General features: G+C 64.4%; 14 protein-coding genes. 6 read left to right on the top strand and 8 right to left on the bottom strand.

Translation table 11 applies throughout. The features are described 5' to 3' along the window. Window positions 1–10 precede the first annotated feature (10 nt). Complete coding sequence (locus CFR78_RS11890) at window positions 11–1,303, top strand: LLM class flavin-dependent oxidoreductase (RefSeq protein WP_110581192.1); 1,293 nt, start codon at window positions 11–13, stop codon at window positions 1,301–1,303. Window positions 1,304–1,386: 83 nt separating this feature from the next. Beyond that, window positions 1,387–1,890 carry a flavin reductase gene (locus CFR78_RS11885; RefSeq protein ID WP_034928701.1) on the top strand — a complete coding sequence of 168 codons (504 nt, stop codon included), beginning with the start codon at window positions 1,387–1,389 and terminating at the stop codon, window positions 1,888–1,890. A 120-nt stretch (window positions 1,891–2,010) separates the two neighbouring features. On the opposite strand, the gene CFR78_RS11880 is transcribed toward CFR78_RS11885, so the two are convergent. From CFR78_RS11880 to CFR78_RS11850, 7 genes are all read right to left on the bottom strand, one after another. Next, the gene (locus CFR78_RS11880; RefSeq protein WP_034928703.1) at window positions 2,011–2,904 is read right to left on the bottom strand and encodes an ABC transporter permease; all 894 of its coding nucleotides are present in this window, start codon (window positions 2,902–2,904) and stop codon (window positions 2,011–2,013) included. After that, complete coding sequence (locus CFR78_RS11875) at window positions 2,897–3,952, bottom strand: ABC transporter permease (RefSeq protein WP_051672030.1); 1,056 nt, start codon at window positions 3,950–3,952, stop codon at window positions 2,897–2,899. The genes CFR78_RS11880 and CFR78_RS11875 overlap by 8 nt, the downstream gene beginning before the upstream one ends. Continuing rightward, complete coding sequence (locus tag CFR78_RS11870; RefSeq protein WP_110581191.1) at window positions 3,949–5,472, bottom strand: ABC transporter ATP-binding protein; 1,524 nt, start codon at window positions 5,470–5,472, stop codon at window positions 3,949–3,951. Before CFR78_RS11870 ends, CFR78_RS11875 begins: the two co-directional genes overlap by 4 nt. Continuing rightward, window positions 5,469–6,473 carry a BMP family protein gene (locus tag CFR78_RS11865; RefSeq protein WP_034928708.1) on the bottom strand — a complete coding sequence of 335 codons (1,005 nt, stop codon included), beginning with the start codon at window positions 6,471–6,473 and terminating at the stop codon, window positions 5,469–5,471. The genes CFR78_RS11870 and CFR78_RS11865 overlap by 4 nt, the downstream gene beginning before the upstream one ends. An 83-nt stretch (window positions 6,474–6,556) precedes the next feature. Next, the gene (locus CFR78_RS11860) at window positions 6,557–7,981 is read right to left on the bottom strand and encodes an amidase family protein (RefSeq protein ID WP_051672032.1); all 1,425 of its coding nucleotides are present in this window, start codon (window positions 7,979–7,981) and stop codon (window positions 6,557–6,559) included. A gap of 34 nt (window positions 7,982–8,015) precedes the next feature. Next, window positions 8,016–9,149, bottom strand: a complete 1,134-nt coding sequence (locus CFR78_RS11855) for a pyridoxal phosphate-dependent aminotransferase (RefSeq protein ID WP_034928710.1) — start codon at window positions 9,147–9,149, stop codon at window positions 8,016–8,018. 53 nt (window positions 9,150–9,202) lie between these two features. Further along, the gene (locus tag CFR78_RS11850) at window positions 9,203–9,988 is read right to left on the bottom strand and encodes an SDR family oxidoreductase (protein WP_034928713.1); all 786 of its coding nucleotides are present in this window, start codon (window positions 9,986–9,988) and stop codon (window positions 9,203–9,205) included. A 440-nt stretch (window positions 9,989–10,428) separates the two neighbouring features. On the opposite strand from CFR78_RS11850, the gene CFR78_RS11845 reads away from it, so the two are divergent. Then, the gene (locus CFR78_RS11845) at window positions 10,429–11,790 is read left to right on the top strand and encodes a purine-cytosine permease family protein (RefSeq protein ID WP_181417532.1); all 1,362 of its coding nucleotides are present in this window, start codon (window positions 10,429–10,431) and stop codon (window positions 11,788–11,790) included. A gap of 430 nt (window positions 11,791–12,220) precedes the next feature. Here CFR78_RS11845 and CFR78_RS16040 read toward each other — a convergent pair whose 3' ends face one another. Next, window positions 12,221–12,574 carry a hypothetical protein gene (locus CFR78_RS16040; protein ID WP_146221286.1) on the bottom strand — a complete coding sequence of 118 codons (354 nt, stop codon included), beginning with the start codon at window positions 12,572–12,574 and terminating at the stop codon, window positions 12,221–12,223. On the opposite strand from CFR78_RS16040, the gene CFR78_RS11840 reads away from it, so the two are divergent. The 3 genes from CFR78_RS11840 to CFR78_RS11830 are packed head-to-tail and all read left to right on the top strand — an operon-like array spanning window position 12,560 to window position 20,179. Beyond that, on the top strand, window positions 12,560–13,714 hold the full coding sequence (locus CFR78_RS11840; protein ID WP_007398576.1) for an MdtA/MuxA family multidrug efflux RND transporter periplasmic adaptor subunit: 1,155 nt from the start codon (window positions 12,560–12,562) through the stop codon (window positions 13,712–13,714). The two genes, CFR78_RS16040 and CFR78_RS11840, sit on opposite strands and share 15 nt — an antisense overlap. Beyond that, window positions 13,714–16,875, top strand: coding sequence for an efflux RND transporter permease subunit (locus CFR78_RS11835; RefSeq protein ID WP_110581189.1), 3,162 nt, complete (start codon window positions 13,714–13,716; stop codon window positions 16,873–16,875). Before CFR78_RS11840 ends, CFR78_RS11835 begins: the two co-directional genes overlap by 1 nt. A 1-nt stretch (window position 16,876) precedes the next feature. Then, on the top strand, window positions 16,877–20,179 hold the full coding sequence (locus CFR78_RS11830) for an efflux RND transporter permease subunit (RefSeq protein ID WP_007398574.1): 3,303 nt from the start codon (window positions 16,877–16,879) through the stop codon (window positions 20,177–20,179). The last annotated feature ends 17 nt before the right edge of the window (window positions 20,180–20,196 follow it).

Here is a 20,196-nt window from a genome sequence, read left to right as displayed (position 1 = left end):
AGACATCCGTTTGAACACCTCCCCCCGCATGATGCATCTTGGCCTGTTCCTGCTGGGCACGGGCAGCCATGTTGCCGGCTGGCGTTATCCCGGCGCGATCGACCGCTTTACTGATATAAAAGCCATCCAGAAGACCTGCCAGATTGCGGAAAAGGGCAAGTTCGACTTCATCTTCATGGGGGACAACCTTCATGCCGATGTCAGCACCCATCCCTCCTACGCCGCGCGTTTCGAGCCGATGACCATGCTGGCCAATATCGCGGCGGTGACCAGCCATATCGGGCTGGGGGCAACCATGTCCACCACCTATGGCGACCCCTTTACGGTTGCACGCATGTTTGCCTCGCTCGACTTCATAAGCGGTGGCCGTGCCGCGTGGAATGCCGTGACCACCGCCAACCCGGCGGCGTCGGCCAATTTCGGTTCGACCCATCCCGACCATGCCTCACGCTATGAACGGGCGGAGGAATTCATCGATGTGGTCAAGGGCCTGTGGGACTGCTGGGAAGATGACGCCCTGGTGGCCGACCGTGCATCGGGCCTTTATATCGACGAAGGCAAGATGCACCCGCTGGACCACAGGGGCCGGTTCTTTCAGGTCAGGGGGCCGCTTAACATCCCGCGCGCCCCGCAGGGGCAGCCCGTCATTACCCAGGCAGGCGGCTCGGCCCCCGGCCGCAGGCTGGCCGCCCGCACGGCGGATGTCGTGTTCTCCGTCGTGCAGGACATCCGTGAGGCGCAGGCAGGTTATGCGGCCCTGAAGGAAGAAGTGGCCGCCTGCGGGCGCTCCCCCGACAAGGTCACGATGCTGCCCGGCGTGATGCCCATCGTGGGGCGCACGGACAAGGAAGCCTTTGACATCCTGCATGAACTGCAGGGCTATCTGGGGGAAAAGGACGCGCTGGGCCTGCTGTCGGACCGGCTGGGCATGGACATGTCGGGCTATGCGCTGGACGGGCCGATACCCGACGTGCCGCTGCCGGACACGTATCACAGCTTCTCCTCCGTCATGCTGTCCAAGGCGCGGCGGGAGAACATGACCCTGCGCGACCTGTACAACCTTGTCGCCGCGGCACGCGGGCACTGGGTGCTGTGCGGTTCCGCCGAGACGGTGGCCAATACCCTGATCGAATGGTTCGAGACACGGGCGGCGGATGGCTTCAACATCATGCCCCCTTACCTGAATGGCGGGCTGGAGACCTTTGTGGAACTGGTGGTGCCGCGCCTGCAGCGCCATGGTGTGTTCCGCACCGAATACGCGGGGGAGACCCTGCGTGAAAACCTTGGCCTGGCGCGGCCCTGACGCCTGTCCCCCTTCCGTCCGGTCAGGCGCATGGCGGGATCGGGCGGTCCCTTTTTTCCACAATTGACGGATACAGCCTGTTCATGACGTCCCTTCCCGCCGTTTCCGCCGCCCGGTTTCGTGATGGCATGGCCAGCCTGGCCGCCGGAATCAGCATTGTCACCACCAGTGGCCCCGCAGGCCATGCCGGCTTTACCGCATCGGGCATATGCAGCGTGACCGACCAGCCCCCCACGCTGCTGGTGTGCATGAACCGGGGTGTCAGTTCCTATCCCGAATTCATTGGCAACGGGCATCTGGCGGTCAACGTCCTTGCGGCGGGCCAGCATGATCTGTCCAACCGCTTTGCGGACAAGGACCTGTCCCGCACGGAGCGGTTTGCCAGCACGCACTGGCAACCCATGGCCAACGGCTGCCTGCGCCTGACGGACAGCCTGGTCTCCTTTGGCTGCCGCGTCAGCCTGACGCAGGATGTCGGCACCCACTGCGTGTTCTATTGCGTGGTGGAGGAAATCATCCGCAATGAGGCACCGCGCGATGCGCTTGTATGGTTCGCGCGCCGGTACCATTCAACCACCATAGGCTGATGGCGCCGGGCCGGCCGGGCACTGTCCTGCATCATGGGAACGCTTCAGGGAGCGCCGCCTTTCCGGGAAAAGGCGGCGCAAAAACCATTATTTTTTAACGGGTTGTTTTCAAACAGCCGCTTACTGCACCCGCCTGCCCGCCATCCACGGTATGGTCAGGGCGGCGGGCTGGTGCATCCTGCCGAACAGGCCGGATGTGGCAAGGGCTGCGGCCAGATAGGGCAAGGCAAGGAAAACCTGCGGCGGCAGTCCGGGCACATAGGCCTGCAGGGAAAACTGGAGCGCATCCAGACACCCCAGCAGCACCGCCGCACAGCCCACGGCCAGCGGCCGCCAGCGCCCGAAAATAACCACCGCCAGGGCCGAAAACCCCTGCCCCTGCACGATGGAATCCCGGAACAGGCCAATCTGGCATACAATCAGGTAGGCCCCGGCCAGCGCACCGCCAATGCACGACAGCCGCAGCGCCGCCATGCGCACGCGCGTCACGTCCAGCCCCGCCGCCTCGGCTGCGGCCGGGGCCTCGCCCACGGCCCGCACCGCCATGCCGAACCGGCTGTGCATGAGTACAAGATGCATGATGACACACAGTGCGATAACGGGAAAAACCGGCAGCGGAATGCCCCACAGCGTGGTTTCCACCGTCTGGATCCGCGCGGCCAGGGTGCCGGGCGGGCAGTACAGCCTGTAGGCGTAGCTGGCTACACCCAGTGACAGCAGGTTGAAAACAATGCCGGTCACGATCTGGCTGGCCCCCAGCCGGATGTAGTACACCCCCAGCAGTTCGGCCGCCAGCAGGGCCACGGGTATGACCGCCAGCGTGCCCAGCAGGGCGGAATGGGTGCTGGCCGCCACCATGAAGGACGTAATGCCGCCCAGCAGCAGCATGCCCTCCAGCCCGACATTAAGCACCCCGGCACTTTCACCGAAGACTTCCCCCATGGCCGCCAGCATGACCGGCACGCCCAGCCGCAGGCCGGTCAGGATAATGGTCAGGATCACGCCGTTATGCATGGTCTTTTGCTCCCGCCCCGTAGCGCTGCTTCAGGATGGGCATGGCCATGACCGCCAGCACCAGCAGGCTTTCGAATATGTTGATGATGGCGGCCGGCACCTGGAAGTCACGTTGCATGGCCTGTGCGCCCACCATCAGCCCGGCATAGACAAACGCCACGGGCAGCACGGCCAGCGGTTCCATCGCGCAGAGTATGGCCACCACGATGCCATGGAAGCCGATGCCCACGCCCACCCCGTCAATCAGCCTGTGCTGCAGCCCCAGCGTGTCCGCCCAGCCCCCCATGCCCGCAAGGCCGCCCGCCACGGCGCAGACCGTAACCATGATGGCCCCCACATTCATGCCCGCATGACGCGCGGCCCGCATGTTCAGACCCGTCATGCGCATGAAATACCCGGCATTGAGCCGGTACAGCACCACGGCAACCGCCACGGCACAGGCGGCCACCACGGCAATGCCCCAGTGGGCATGCAGCCCCGGCAGCCGTGGCAGCCAGGTGCTGGCGGGGAACAGCCGTGTTTCCGGCAGGTCCTGGCCTGCGCGGATCGGCCCTGTCACCGCATACTGCACGATCAGGACGGCAACGTAGTTGAGCATGAGCGATGTCAGCACCTCGCTCCCGCCAAAGCGCGCCCGCAGCCAGCCCACCGGCAGCGCCCACAGCCCGGCCAGTGCAAAGGCCGCCAGCAGTGAAAGCGGCAGGAAGGCCCATGCCGGCATGGGGCAGAACAGCGCCATGAGTGTTGTGGCCAGCGCCCCCGCCAGATAACAGCCATCGAAGCCCAGGTAGTACAGTCCGCTCTTCCACGCAACGATGGTGCCAAGCGCGCAGGCCGCAATCGGTGTGACCCGGATCAGCGTGGCCGACAGGCCCGCACGGGAAGCAAGCGGATACAGGCAGATATCCATGAACGCCTGCACCGGCTGGCGCGAAAACGGCAGCAGGATCACGATGCAGACCGCCACCGCTCCCACCAGCGGCAGGAAGGGCATGAACCGCCGCCACAATGTACCTTTCTCCACGCCACCGGGTTTATGGTTGCTCATGCCGCCCCTCCCGTGCCGGACATCATGGCCGCGACATCATCCATGCCCAGTTCGGTGGCCCGGACGGGTGATGACAGGCTACCGCGATACAGCACCGCCACCCGGTCGGACAGGGCCATGATCTCGTCCAGATCGGCGGAAATCAGCATGATGGCACATCCCGCATCCCGTAATTGGCGCAGCAGCGCCCATATTTCCTCCACCGCGCCGATATCGAGCCCACGGGTGGGATAGACCGCAATCATGCAGCGCGGCCCGTCCCGCGCCTCGCGCGCCACGATCAGCTTCTGCAGGTTCCCCCCCGACAGGTTGCCCGCCTGCAGGTCCATATCGGGTGGCACGACGTGGCCCGCCGCCATGATGGCCCCGGTGCGCGCGCGCCGGGCGGGCAGGTTCCACCACAGGCCATCTTCCGCCATGGGGGCGCCCAGCACAGCGTTCTCCAGCAGGGTTGCGGCGGCGATGCTGCCGTCGCGCGCCCTGTCGGCGGGAATGTAGCGCAGCCCCAGCGCGCGGCGCGCGGCAATGCCCAGGCCCGTCATGGCCTGACCGGCCAGATGGATCTGCCCCGGCACCACCCATCGCGCGGCAATGCCCGCGATGTGTTCCGCAAGTTCCGTCTGCCCGTTGCCATCCGCCCCCGCAATGCCCACGATCTCGCCCCCGTGGATGTCCAGCCCGATGGGCGGGCTTTCGGCATGGATACGCCCGCCCCGCACCGACAGCACGCCTTCCCCCGCAGGCATGGCGCCCTGCCTGGCCGGTGGGGCCGCAGGCCCGCCCTCACGCCCGATCATCATGCGCGCCAGGTCGGCTGCCACAAGGTTGCCCTTCTGTACGGTCTGGATGATGCGGCCCTTGCGGATGACGGTAATCCGGTCGGCCACTTCAAGGATTTCGGCCAGCTTGTGGGTAACCAGCAGCACCGTGCAGCCCTGCGCGCGCAACTGCCCCAGCAGGCGCAGCAGATGGGCGGTCTCGGCCCCGGTCAGCACGGCCGTGGGTTCATCGAGGATCAGCAGGCGGCAGGACCGGTACAGCAGCTTGAGGATTTCCACCCGCTGCCGCATCCCGATCGACAGGTCGCCCACCATGCTGTCGGGATCAACCTCAAGCCCATGCGCCGTGGCCAGTTCGCGTACGCGGGCACGGACCCTGCGCATGTTGGGGAACAGCCCTTCGTCCTTCAGCCCGAGGATCACGTTCTGGGCCACGGTCAGGGTATCCACCAGCATGAATTCCTGATGTACCATGCCAATGCCATGGCGGAACGCCACCTGTGGCGAGGCAAGGCGGACGGGCGCGCCATCCATGATCACGCTGCCACTGTCGGGCTGGTACAGGCCGAACAGGATCTGCATGAGCGTGCTCTTGCCCGCGCCATTTTCACCCAGCAGGGCATGGATCTCCCCGCGCGCCAGATAGAGCGAGACGTGATCCACCGCCGTGACCGCGCCAAAGCGGCGCGTGACATCATGCAGGCCATAGGCGGCGCTGTGCCGGTCGGGCTGCGCGGTCATGGCGTGTCGCCCTGTGCGGGCCGGGGGTAAAGGCCCGCGTGCTCGTCATGGCGGAAGGTTGCGAAGCCCGCCTGCATCGGGGCGGAAACCAGCGCGGGGTTGAACATCTGGCCCTTCCAGTCATAAGCCCATAACTGTTCAAGTGCCGGCTTCCATTCGCCGCCGGTGGGCGCGGCCTGCGCCAGTGTGTCGGCTATGACCGTATGGACCATCCATGCCAGTTGCAGGACCGTGCTGGTCGCCACCGCGGCGGGCGCCATGCTGCTCTGGTCTGTATAGCAGCCTATGGCCTTGATGCCCGCCACCTGTGCGCCCTGCAGCACGCCAAGCCCCGTGACATCGGATGTATGCCAGATGACATCCACCCCTTTGGCCACAAGGCTTTCAACCGCCTCACGCCCGCGTGACGCATTGTTGTAGTCACCCGTGATGATGCCGGTTGCCAGCATGCCGGGGCGTGCGGCGCGCGCGCCATCCTGGAAAGTCTGCATGACGCGCTTCTGGGCGGGGTTGTCCTGCCCGCCAATGAACGCCACCCCGCCCCCGGCTGAAATCAGGGCCGCCAGCGCGCCGGTATCAAAGGCCAGGTCGTAATAGGCCAGGTCAATGAAGCGGACATTGGCTGCGGCCTCCCCCGCCGGGGCATAGGATGTGACGAAAAACTGCTGGTGGGGGTATTCTTGGCAGATCTCGATAAAGGCGCTGCCGAACTGGAAGCCGTGGCCCAGGATCAGGTCATAGCCATCATCGGCATAGCCGCGCGTGACTTCCGTTATTTCCGCCTGCGCCACGTTTTCGGCATAAGCCACATGCACGCCCAAATCATCGCGTGCCTGCCGCAGGCCCAGGAAAGCCAGGTGGTTCCACCCCCCATCCGCGATGGAGGACGTCATGACAAGGGCGACACGGAACACCCGTGCCGGTGCGGCCCGCGCCACGCCGGGCAGTCCCGAAAGGACCGATGCGCCAAGAAACAGCCGTCTGGACAGGAAACCGCTCACACTGTCGATGCTCCACGCAGGAATGATACGCTATCGTATTATCGCATAATGTTCGGCCGCCCGGTGCGCGGCCAGTCCTTTTTTCACGCCGCCCGCGCTGCGGCCTCCACCGTCAGGGCGGTTGCCAGCAGGTGGTCATCCGCCCCTACCCGCGCGCACAGTTCCACGCCTGCGGGCGGCCCGCCCTGCATGGGCAGCGGCAGGGTGATGGCGGGCATGCCGGCGGAACTGATGGGGGTGGTGTTGTGGATGTAGGCGGCAAACAGGCTGGTCCGGGCGGTACCCACCTGCACCGTGTCGGGCATGGGCACACCCACGCGCCATGGCGGCAGGACAAGGGTGGGATACAGCAGGACATCAAGCCCGTGCCGGTCCATGAAGTGCGCGATCATCATGGTCAGGGCCGGGCCGTCATGGGTGATGGCGCGGTCATAGGCCGCGCGATCATGGGGTTGCAGGCTGGCGGCGAACAGGGCTTTTGCGCACGGGTCCTGTATGCTGGCGTAAATCTGCGCCAGGGTGGGGCCATCGTGGCCGTTTTCGGCAAAATAGGCGGGAATGGCCTGCACGGGATCATGCACGTTGATGACCGGCGAGACACGTTGGTTGAGCGCCATGAGGTCCGGCATGTCCGCGCTTACAAGTGTGCTGCCCTGCCGCTCCAGCGCGCGGGCCACCCGCTTGGCGGGGAGCGCCATGGCGGGGTCCGCATCTTTCCAGAACACGGTGGGCAGCCCGATGCGCCGTGGCAGCCGTGCTGTGGGCATGGGCGCAGGCGCGCGGCCACACAGGACCCGGTCCAGCACGATGATGTCGCGCACCGAGCGGGCCATCGGCCCCGGCGTGTCATGGCGCGGGCTGACGGGGAAGATCCCCTCGCGGTTATAGCGCACGCTGCCCGAAGGTACGTGGCATGACGGGCGGAAGCCTGTCACGCCGCAGCAGGCGGCGGGAATGCGCAGCGACCCGCCGGTATCGGTGCCAATGCCAAATGGCACGATCCCGCCCGCTATGGCGGCGGCGTTTCCCGCCGATGAGCCACCCGCCATGCGCGTGGGGTCGTGCGGATTGAGGATGTTGCGCTCTGGCGCGGATGGGTACAGCCCCGTTACGCCAGAGGCGAGTTCATGCAGGTTGGCCTTGCCCAGCAGGATTGCCCCCGCATCCAGCAACCGGCGGATGACCGGTGCCGTGCGGGTTGGCATGTTGGCCGCCAGTGCTGCGTTTGCGCATGATGTTGGCGAGCCAAGGCAGTCGATATTGTCCTTGACCACAAACGGCACCCCCAGCAGCGGCGGCAGGTCGCCCCCCTGCCCGACCCGCCTGTCCGCAGCATGCGCGGCCGTGCGGGCGGCATCGGCCGCAACCGCACACAGGATGTTGCCAGCCTGCAGGCTTTGGGCCGTGTTCAGGGCGTCCGTCACCACGGCCTCCGCCGTGACCTCCGCACGGCTGATGGCCGCGGCAAGTGCCACCGTGTCGTGACGCGGGATAAGAGCTGGGGGCATTGGCGGCATACTCCATGCGCTGGGGGCGTTGCGTTCAGAACTGGCCCGTGCTGACGGTGCCCATTTCACGCGCGCGGGCAACCATTGTGGGCAGCAGGTCACAGAAGCGGGTGATCCAGTCCTCCGGCACGGACGTGCTGATCTTGATGAAGCGGTGCCCGAAGGTTGCACTGTGATAGGTGCCCTGCCGGATCATGATCCCTTCCTGCCGGTAGCATTCGACCAGTGCCTCCGGTGCAACCCCCGCATCGGGCGTTTCGACAACAAGGAAATTGCCGTTGGAGGGATAGATGGGCAGGTGCAGCCCCGGTATGGCCGCCACCGCCGCGTGCACATGGGCCTGATTGGCCAGGTTGATGGCGCGGACGGTTTCCATCCACCCCGCCTTGATGGCAAGCCCGGCCTGGGCCGCGCGCTGCGCGATCACGCTGGCGCCCAGCACGCCGGGGGAATGGGCGGCGAATTCCGCCATAAGCGGTGCTTCGGCCACCAGCGCGCCGATCCGCATGCCGGCAAGGCCCAGCCATTTGGAAAAGCTGCTGGTCACGACCGTATCGCGTGTGGAAATGGATACGACCGGCGTGTGGCTGGCCGCAAAATCACGATAGGTGCAGTCATGCACGAACAGCGCGCCAACCGAATGCGCGATGGCAACGAAGGCTTCCAGTTCCGCCCGCGTATAGGTCACGCCCAGCGGGTTGTTGGGGTCCACCAGGTAGATCAGCGCCGTATTTTCATCCACCGTGGCGGCAAGCTGGTCGGGTGTCAGCCTGTAGTCATGCGCGGGGTTGTAGATGGGGATCTGGCGCACCTGCGCGCCGGCCTGTTCGGCAAACAGGCAGGGCCACTTCCATGTCGGGTCGGTGGTGACCATGTTGGTGCCCGGCCTGCACCGTGCCCGGCAGATCATGGACAGGGCCGAGACCCCGCCTTCGGTTACCAGCGCGCGCAGCCCGGCAACTCCCATGTCCGCAACGATTGCGGCCCGCAATGCCTCAAACCCCAGCGGCGGCGCGTAGGCGGTGAATTCCTGCGCGTCGATGGACTGCTTCATGGCCGCGACCACGGCGGGGTGTGGCGGGATATGATTGGTGTTCTGCCCCAGCCACAACAGCCCGGGGGTTGCAAACAGAGTATCGAAATACCGGTTCCTGTCCTCGATGGACATGGTTCCTCCTGACAGAGATGGGGGCGCCGGAAAAGGGCGTCAGGTGACGGGGTTCAGATCACGGAGCCGCGTGCTGCAATACCGCCATCAAGGGTGACGATGGTGCCCGTGGTGTAATCCGAACGCGGCGAGGCCAGGAAGGCCACCAGGTCGGCCACTTCCTCGGCTGTTGCGGCGCGGCCGGCGGGGTAGTGGGAATAGAGTTCCTTCCACCGGTTCTCATCGCCCAGCATGTCGATGGCCTTGCGCCGCATGATCTTGAGCATGCGGTCCGTATCGACCGGGCCGGGGTTGATGCCCACGACGCGAATCCCGTCATTCAGGCTGCGCCCGCCCAGCGCCTTGGTAAAGGACATGATGGCGGCATTGGCGGTGCTGCCGGCAATGTAGCTGGCATCCCAGTTTTCGCCCGAATTGCCGATCACGTTCACGATCACCCCGCCCGACGCGGCCTTCATGCGCGCATAGAAAATGCGTGACAGCAGGATGTAGCCAAAGACCTTGAGGTCAAAGCCGCGCCGCCAGTCGGCTTCGCTCAGGGTGTCCAGCGGGCCGGCGGGCACGTCGCCTGCGTTGTTGACCAGAATGTCGATCTCCCCCACCGCGCCGGCCAGCGCGTCCATGCTGCCGGCCGCACCCAGGTCCATGGGATGGACATGCACGGCCACGTCGTACTGTGCCTCCAGTTCCTGCCGGGCCGCGTTCAGGGCTTCCCCATTACGGGCGGCAAGGTGCAGGCGCGTGCATCCCTCCGCGGCCAGCACCCGGGCGGCGGACAGACCAATGCCCTTGGAAGCGCCGGTGATAAGGGCTGACTTACCCGCGAGTTTGAGGTCCATGGATCATTCGCTCCGATAAATGCATACAACACGACATATTTCGCATACAAATATCAAAACCGGAAGCACGTTCTTGCGCCGCAATGAACTTTTCCTGCCCTTGCGGCTTCACCGCACCCGTAATCCGGCCTTGCGGGCGCCGCTTTGGCAAACGGCAGGTTTTGCCTGATCCATGTATTGTCAGATGACATTTCGTATGCAAAACTTTGGTCAGTTGAATACATATCCCCCTTCACGCATGAACGGCCGTCTGCTTACAGGACACCTGCCACACACCATATTGTTACAGTATCGCAATTACATGCTGCCGGGATTCGCCCGGCAGGGAAAGCCGCTTCATGCGCAAGGGACCGCCAGGCGGGCCTGACGTGCCAGAAAACCGCCTGACAGAGACACATTCCGGCCCCTGGCGGCCATACGAATTGTGGAGAGAGACCAGCATGAAAGCAGGCCACCACGCCAGTACCGTCCCAGTGGAGCGCTGCGGTATCGAACCCGTTCCGGCCGGACTGAAAACGGTCGGTTTCTGGGACCAGTTTTCCATTTTCATCAATTTTCTCATCAATCCCAGCGTCATGCTGCATGGTGGTGCCGCGGTTGCCATGGGGCTGTCCTTTCAGGCCGCCTGCCTGGCGGTGGGGGTTGGCACCCTGTCCGCGCTGGTGCCCTATACGGTCATGACCCGTATCGGGGTGGATTATGGCATTCCGGGCCAGGTGGCGGCGCGCATTTCATTCGGCATCCGTGGGGCGCAGCTCATTCCCTCGGCCGCGCGTGTCATCTGTTCCATCTATTTTTTCGCGCTCAATACCCTGATCGGTACGATCGCGCTGCATACCCTGTTCGTACAGGCAACGGGGCGTGACCTGCCGCTTTCGCTGATCGGCATGCTGTTTGGCGTGCTGCAGATCCTGTTTGCCGTGCTGGGGTATGACTGGCTCAAGACCATGTCGCGTTTCGTGCTGCCGCTCAAGCTGTGCGCCATCCTTTATCTGGCGGGACTGCTGGCCACGCATCCCGGGCCGGAATTCCGCCCGCTGGCGGTATGGCATTACCAGGGTAGCCAGCCGTGGTCGTGGGGGATCATCGCGGTGTGGTTCAATACAAGCTGTTCGTCGTGGCTGAGCATGATTACCGATGCGGCCGATTTCTGCCGGTATTCGCGCAGCCGGCGCGCGACCTACTGGGGGGTGGGGCTGGCATCGGTATGCGGCACGCTGGTCGCGGCCGTGTTCGGGGCCTATGCGGCGGCCTGCGTGCTGGGCACGTCGGGGAACGTATTCACCATCCTCAGTTCCACCTACCCGCAGGCGGGGGTGCTGGTGGTCATTTTCGTGCTGCTGCTGCTGGACAATGTCTCCATCAACTCGCTGAACATCTATACCGGCGGCCTGGCGCTGGAGAACATGCTGCCCGCCCTCAACCGCGCTACCGCCACCATGGCGGTAAGCGTGGTGGGCATACTCCTTTCGGGCAGCCAGGATGTCGTCTCCCACCTTATCCAGTATATCGACGTGATCGGCAGCATGTTCGCCCCCATTTCGGGCATCATCATTGCCGATATCGTGTACCTGCACCGCTGGCGCATCAATACCAGCCAGCTGTTTGACCCGGCTGGTCCCTACTGGTACTGGCATGGTTTCAACAGAAGCGCGCTGGCGTGCATGGCGGGTGGCATGGTGCTGTATTACCTTGTCATTCCCCCTTCCCTGCTCAAGCCGCTCCTGACATTCGTGGTAACCGGGGGGGCCTATATGCTGCTCTCCGGATTTGAGCGCGCCGGAACCGTGGCGCGGCACTGATGGTCCGGTACGGGCATCTCCCCGCCTGATCCGCCCCGTCCCGGCATCCGGCCCCGGCGGCTGCCCGGCTGCATGTCCCGACCCGGCGCGACATCCGGCGCGGCCTGACCGGACGGCACTGTAAACCCCCGGTTCCGTCGGAGCGGACGGGTGGCACGGCATGGGGAAGCCTGTCCGTTCATGCCTGAAGGGGGCGCGGATCAGGGGAATACGCTTTCCGGTCGGGCAGAGGCACCAGAAACAGCCGGGGGGCAGCATGGTGCCCCTGCCCGTTACGAAAATCCGGTTGCATAAGGGCTGCTGCACAACCGAATTCGCCGCTTCAGACAAGCATCTTCCGGGGGCGGGTTTAAGGGCTTTTTTGTAACAAAACTGTTCGATTTACTTCGTTGTTATTTATTTTCATAAAAAAATAGCGTAATAATGAAATTTATTTTAATCCCCCAGACGATTTTTTGTCATTTTTGAAATAAAACCTCCGACCATCCTTTATGCACTGGCTGACAGCGGCACCATGACGATAACCTCGCGCCATTGCAGGGAGTAAATGCCTTGGCGCGGAGTAATCAGGATTGAGACCGGAGCCTACAGCCACATCCATCACGAACGCGTTCACACGGCCGGTCGTTGCCACGGCATGCATGTCCCGTTGCGCCATGTCGGCTGGCAGGCGTTCCATGGCGGGTACGGCCGACAGCAACGCCGCCGTACCGGCAGTCCCCCCCTCGCCCGCCCTGCCCCGCCACCATACGGACGGATCCCCCCGGTAATGCAGCGTATCCATATTTTTCCTTTCCCCGCAGCGCGGCATGGCCGCCTTGCCTGTCGTACCGCCGTGCTGGCGGCCCTGATCGTGACCGGCCCGTATGGCGCGCATGCGGCCACGAAAGCGGCGGATCAGGGCATTCCGGTTTCCGTCGCCACCATAAAATCAGGTGACATGCCGGTTGTGCTGAGTGAACTGGGCACGGTCATCCCCGTCACCAACGTAACCGTGCAGAGCCGTGTCGACGGCTATCTGACGCAGGTGCTCTTTACCGAAGGGCAGGAAGTGCATGAAGGCGACCTGCTGGCGGTGATCGACCCCCGCCCCTATGAGGCGGAACTGAAGCAGTATTCCGGGCAGCTTGCCGCCGATCAGGCGCAGCTTGATGAAGCGCGGATGGATAACATCCGCTACCAGAAGCTGCTCAAACGTGACAGCATCGATACCCAGACGGCACAGGACCAGCAGTACAAGGTCAAGCAGCTTGAAGGCACGGTGGAGGCCGACCAGGGACTGGTCGATACCTACAGGCTGGATGTTGAATACTGCCACATCACCGCACCCGTCAGCGGCCGTGTCGGCATCCGCGCGGTGGACCGGGGCAATTACATTACCGCAGCCCAGTCCGGCGGCCTTGCGGTCCTGACGCAGATGCAGCCGATCTCGGTCATCTTCACCCTGCCGCAGGACAAGCTGGGCATGGTCTGGAAGCGGCTGCGCACGGCAAAGACCCTGCCGGTCGAGGCATGGGACAGCACGGACACCACAAAGCTGACCGACGGTGCGGTCAGCAGCCTGGACAGCCAGATCGATACATCCACCGGCACGGTCAGGCTGCGCGCGCTGTTTCCCAATACCGATGAATCGCTGTTTCCCAACCAGTTCGTCAATGCCCACCTGCTGGTCGATACCGAGCACGACGTGCTGCTTGCCCCCACCAGCGCCATCCAGTCCGGCCCCAATGGTCCCTTTGTCTATGTGGCGCAGGCCGATGGCACCGTGGCCGTGCGGCCGGTGAAAACCGGCACAGGCCAGGGGGATACGGTTGTCGTCACCGCCGGCCTGAAGGCGGATGAGCAGGTGGTCACATCCGGCATCGACCGCCTGCACGCGGGGGCAAAGATCACCATCCCCGCCAGCACGACGCAGGGGGGATGATGAATCCCTCCCGCCTGTTCATAAAGCGGCCCGTCGCCACCACGCTGCTTATGGTCGCGCTGATGCTGGCCGGGCTGATCGGATACCGCTTCCTGCCCATTTCGGCCCTGCCTGAAGTGGATTACCCCACCATCGTGGTCCGCACCTTCTACCCCGGCGCCAGTGCGGATGTGATGATGACTTCCGTCACCGCCCCGCTGGAAGGGCAGATGGGGGAAATGGCGGGGCTGGACCAGATGACATCCCAGTCCTCGGCCGGGGCGTCGGTCATCACGCTGCGCTTCGGGCTGTCCATATCGCTGGATGTGGCGGAACAGGAAGTGCAGGAAGCCATCAACGCCGCCAATTCCCTGCTGCCCAGCGCCCTGCCCGCGCCGCCCATCTATTCCAAGGTCAATCCGGCCGACACCCCCATCATGATCCTGGGGGTCACGTCCACCACCCTGTCGCTGCCCGAAGTGCAGGATTACGTGACGACACGCCTGCAGCAGAAGATCAGCGAAATTTCCGGCGTGGGCGAGGTCTCGCTGTCAGGCGGGAACAAGAAGGCCTACCGCGTGCGGGTGAATGTGCCCAAGGCCACCGCGCTGGGCATTGACCTTGATACGCTGCGCACCACGATCGGCAACGTGAACGTCAATTCCCCCACCGGCAGCTTCAATGGCAAAAAGCTGAACCGCACCATCCATATCGACAGCCAGATTTCCAGCACCGACCAGCTGCTCAACCAGGTGGTCGGCTGGTCCGATACCAGCCAGGGGCCGGTCCGGCTGCGTGACATCGCAACGGTGGTGGAAGGGGCAGAAGATACCCAGCTTGCCGGATGGTCGAACCAGACCCCGGCCATCATCCTGAACATCCGCCGCCAGCCTTCGGCCAACATCATCAACACCGTCAACGCCATCAAGGCCACGCTGCCATCATTGCAGCAGGACATGCCCGGTGGCGTCACCATCACGCCGCTGACCGACCGGACCACCACCATCCGCGCATCCGTGGCGGATGTGGAATTCGAACTGGGCCTGGCGCTGGCGCTGGTGGTGGGCGTGATCTTCGTGTTCCTGCATGACCCGTCGGCCACCGTGATTCCGGCGCTGTCCGTGCCGCTGTCCATTATCGGCACGCTGGCGGTGATGGACATGATGGGGTTTTCGCTCGACAACCTCTCGCTCATGTCGCTCACCATTTCCACCGGCTTCGTGGTGGATGATGCGATTGTCATGATCGAGAACATCGCCCGCTATATCGAAATGGGCCGTGACCGGATGGACGCGGCGCTGGAGGGGGCTGGCGAGATCGGCTTTACCATCGTCTCGCTCACCATCTCGCTCATCGCCGTGCTGATCCCGCTCCTGTTCATGGGCGATGTGATCGGGCGGCTGTTCTATGAATTCGCGGTGACGCTGGCCGTTACCATCATCCTGTCCGCCGTGGTCTCGCTGACGCTGGTGCCGATGATGTGCGCCCGCCTGCTCAAGGACAAGGCCCACGCCGTAACCAAGCCGCGCTGGGCACAGGCGACCGACCGGCTGATTGTCCGGGTCATCGATGCCTATGACCGGGGGCTGACGCGCGTGCTGCGCCACCAGCGCGCCACACTGGCCCTGTTCGTGGCCACACTGGTGCTGACCGGGCTGCTGGTGGCGGTCATTCCCAAGGGGCTATTCCCCGAACAGGATACCGGCGTCATTCAGGGCGTGTCGGTGATGGATGCCTCGATCTCGTTCGATGCGATGCGCGAGATGCAGCAGAAGCTGGGGGCAGCGATTGCGAAGGATGCGGATGTTGTCAGCCTGTCCTCCTATATTGGTGTGGATGGGGATAACACCACGCTCAACCGGGGGCGTTTTGAAATCAACCTGACGCCCCATGACAAACGCAGCCTGACGGCGGCAAGGGTGGCCCAGCGCATCCAGCGCGAGACAGCGGGCATAGCCGGAACCCAGCTTTACCTGCAACCGGTGCAGGACCTGACGCTGAACACCAACGTATCGGCCACCCAGTACCAGTTTCTGGTGGCGGATTCCGACAGCGGCCGCCTGTCCACATGGGTGCTGCGCCTGATTGATGCCCTGCGCCGGGAACCGGCCCTGGCCGATGTCACATCCGACCTGCAGGCGCAGGGACTGGCCGCCAGTGTCACACTGGACCGCGCCACGGGGGCGCGTTTTTCCATCACGCCGGAAACGGTGGACAACCTGCTGTATGATTCCTTCGGCCAGCGCCAGATTTCCACCATCTATACCCAGTCCAACCAGTACCGCGTGATCCTGGAGGCCGACCCCACGCTGCAGACCACGCCCGAGGCACTGGACAGGCTGTACCTGGCCGCCAGCGGCAGCGGGGCCACCAGCACGTCCGGCCCGACCCGTGATCCGTCATCCGGCCTTGTGCCCATGAGCATGGTGACCCGCACGACGGCATCCACCGCGCCGCTGCTGATTACCCATGTGGCGCAGTTCCCGGCTGCCACCATTTCGTTCAACGTCGCACCGGGCTATTCGCTGGGGGCCGCGACCGAGGCGATCACGCGGGTGGAGCAGTCGCTGCACCTGCCCGCCACCATGCAGACATCCTTTCAGGGCACGGCCGCCGTGTTCGCGGGCAGCATGAGCAACGAGGCCTGGCTGGTGCTGGCCGCCCTCGTGGCCGTCTATATCGTGCTGGGTGTCCTGTATGAAAGTTTCATCCACCCGCTGACCATCCTGTCCACCCTGCCCTCGGCCGCCATCGGTGCGCTGCTGGTGCTGTGGGTCACGGGTTCGGGGCTGGATGTGATGGGGGTGATCGGTATCGTGCTGCTGATCGGCATCGTGAAGAAGAACGCCATCATGATGATCGATTTCGCGCTGGAGGCCGAACGGGTGGAGGGCCTGGATTCCGTGCAGTCGATCACCCGCGCCGCCCGGCTGCGCTTCCGCCCGATCCTGATGACCACGCTGGCGGCCATGCTGGGCGCCATGCCCATGGTGATGGGCACCGGAACCGGGTCGGAACTGCGCCGCCCGCTGGGCTATGCCATTGTCGGTGGCCTTGCGGTCAGCCAGTTGCTGACCCTGTTCACCACGCCGGTCATCTACCTGTTCATGGAGCGGGTACGCCTGCGCTTTGCCGCCCTGCGCGCCCGCCATGCGTCCGCGCCTTCGGGGGGGGCAGGCTGAGATGTCGATCGTCGCCCTGTGCATAAAGCGCCCGATCGGCACCACGCTGATCGTGATCGGCATGATGATCGCCGGTGCCATCGGCTACTGGCTGCTGCCCGTATCCGACCTGCCCAATGTGGACCTGCCGGTCATTCAGGTACAGGCCCAGCAGGCGGGTGGCACGCCCGAACAGATCGCCAGCACGATTGCCGAACCGCTGGAGCGGCATCTGGGCACGATTGCGGGCCTGACCGAAATGACATCGCAGTCCGTGAGCGGGCAGGTCAGCATTGCGCTGCAGTTCGATACCTCACGCAACATCAACAGCGCCGCGCGCGACGTGCAGGCGGCCATCGTGGCCGCCCGCGCGGACCTGCCCGCCACCCTGCGGCAGAACCCCACCTATGTGGAGGCCAATACCGCCGGCATGCCGGTCATGGTGCTGGCGCTGACATCGGACACCCGGACGCCCGCGCAGGTCTATGACGTGGCGACCAACGTGCTGGAACAGCATCTCTCCCAGATCAATGGCGTGGGGCAGCTCCTGCTGGGCGGCGCGGCGCTGCCGGCCGTGCGGGTGGAACTCAATCCCCTTGCCCTGTTCAAATACGGCATCGGGTTCGAGGACATCCGTGCCGCGCTGTCATCGGCCAATGCCAATACGCCCAAGGGGTTCCTCAATCGCGGCAGGCAGCGCCTGATCTTGCAGACCAATGACCAGGTGCACGGTGCAAAGGACCTCAAGGGCCTGATCGTGGCCTATCGCAGCAGCCGCCCCGTCCGGCTGGAAGATGTGGCGCAGGTGACCGACGGGGTGGAAAATGTTGAAAATGGCGGCTTCTTCAACCGCAGGCCCGCCGTTCTGGCCATTGTCTTCCCGCGTGCGGGGGCGAATGTGGTCCAGACCATTGCACAGATCCGCGCGCAGTTTCCGGCCCTGAAGGCCGCCCTGCCCGCCGATGTGGAACTGCATGTGGGCATGGACCGCTCCGCCACCATCCGCGCGGCCCTGGCCGATACCAAGGCCACGCTGGTCATGTCGGTGCTGCTGGTGGTGGGCGTGGTGCTGGTGTTCCTGCGCTCGCCACGCACGACCATCGTGCCCGCCATTGTCATCCCGGCCTCGCTGGTCACGACGTTTGGCGTGATGAAGCTCATGGATTATTCGCTCGACAGCCTTTCGCTCATGGCGCTGACCATTGCGACGGGCTTCGTGGTGGATGATGCGATCGTGGTGATCGAGAATATCAGCCGCCACATGGAACAGGGGGCGACCCGCGCTACTGCCGTGCTGCAGGGCGCGCAGGAAGTGGCCTTTACCGTGCTGTCGGTTTCCGTCTCGCTGGTGGCGGTGTTCCTGCCCATTCTCATGCTGGGGGGGCTGATTGGCAGCCTTTTGCACGAATTCGCGGTGACCATCTCGGTCACCGTGCTGGTGTCCATGGGGCTGTCGCTGACGCTTACCCCCATGATGTGCGCGCGCATCCTGCCGCCGGGCGGCCCGCGCCCGGACAGGCCACCGACCATCTGGTCGCGCCTGTCCGACCGGCTGGAACGGGGCTTTGCCTATGTGGAGGACGCCTATGGCCGCTCCCTCAGCCGGGCGCTGTACCATCGCAGGCTGGTGCTGCTCTCGCTTCCCGCAACGGTCGGGGCGATGGGGCTTCTGTTCGTGATCATGCCCAAGGGCCTGTTCCCGACCGAGGATACCGGCATGATGATGGCGCATCTGGTTGCCGACCAGGCCACGTCCTTCCAGGACATGATGGGCAAGGTTGACGAGGTGGAAAAAAGGGTTCTGGAAAATAAACAGGTCCAGGCGGTGACCGGCTTCATCGGTGGCCGCAATGCCACCAACCAGGCCAACATCTTCCTGGAACTGACCGACAAGGCCGAGCGCACGATCCCCATCGGCCAGACACTGGCCGACCTTGCGCACCGCACGCATGACATCGTGGGCGCGCGCTTCATCGCCATGCTGCCCAGCCTGCTGCCTTCGGGCGGGCGGCAGGCCAACGGGGCCTATCAGTACACGTTGCAAAGCGATGACGCGGCGACGCTGTACCACTGGATTCCACGCCTGCAGACGGCACTCCAGCACCATTCGCAGCTGCGTGACATCTCATCGGACGTGCAGCAGGGCGGGCTTTCCACCAATGTCATGATCAACCGTGACGTATCGGGGCGGACGAGCCTGACCCCGCAGCTGATCTCCAACACGATCTATGACGCCTTTGGCCAGCGCGCGGCCTCGGTGATCTACAACCCGCTCAACCAGTATCGCGTCGTGATGAACGTGCTGCCGAAATACTGGGACAATGCCGATATCCTGCAGCAGCTCTGGGTCAGCACGTCTGGCGGCACGGCCAGCGGCAGCACGCAGAGCAATACGATCACGGTCACGTCCGCCTCCACCACGTCCACCACCACGTCCTCGCTCAGCAGCCAGTCCTTTGCCAACCAGATCCAGAACAGCCTGGCTGGCGGCAGCGGGGCGTCCAGCGGGTCGGCCGTGTCGTCTACGGCAGAGACGATGGTGCCGCTTTCGGTCGTGTCCAGCATGCAGTCCGCCACCATGCCGCTCAGTGTCAACCATCAGGGGCAGTCGCTCGCGGCCACGCTGTCCTTCAACCTGGCGTCGGGTGCGTCCATGTCGGATGCCGTGCGCATCATCAATGAAGAAACCGTGAAACTGCAGATCCCGGCTTCCGTCCACGGACATTTTGCCGGCACCGCCGCCCAGTTCCAGAGTTCGGCCAGTGATGAACCGCTGCTGATCGTGGCGGCACTGGGTGCGGTCTACCTGGTGCTGGGCATCCTGTATGAAAGTTACGTCCATCCGCTGACCATCCTGTCCACCCTGCCCTCGGCCGGGGTGGGGGCGCTGCTGGCACTTTACCTGTTCGGGCAGGAGTTTGACCTGATCGCGCTGATCGGGCTGATCCTGCTGATCGGGATCGTGAAGAAGAACGCCATCATGCTGGTGGACTTCGCCATTACCGAGGAACGCACCCACAACCGCCCGGCACAGGATGCCATCCATACCGCCTGCCTGCTGCGCTTCCGCCCCATCATGATGACGACCCTGGCCGCCGCCATGGGGGCGCTGCCGCTTGTCGTGGGTAACGGCTATGGCGCGGAACTGCGCCGCCCGCTGGGCATCGCGATCATGGGGGGGCTTCTGTTCAGCCAGATCCTGACACTGTACACGACGCCGGTCGTGTACCTGTATCTCGACCGTCTGGGCCAGTGGGGGCGTCAGCGCCTTCCCGCCATTTTCCATGCCATTGCGCGCGCCGTGCGCCCTGCCCGTTCCCCATGAGCGTAATGACGTATCAG

This window comes from Komagataeibacter rhaeticus (genome assembly GCF_003207855.1).
Lineage (GTDB): Bacteria > Pseudomonadota > Alphaproteobacteria > Acetobacterales > Acetobacteraceae > Komagataeibacter > Komagataeibacter rhaeticus.
This window is presented reverse-complemented; position numbering and strand designations above follow the sequence as displayed.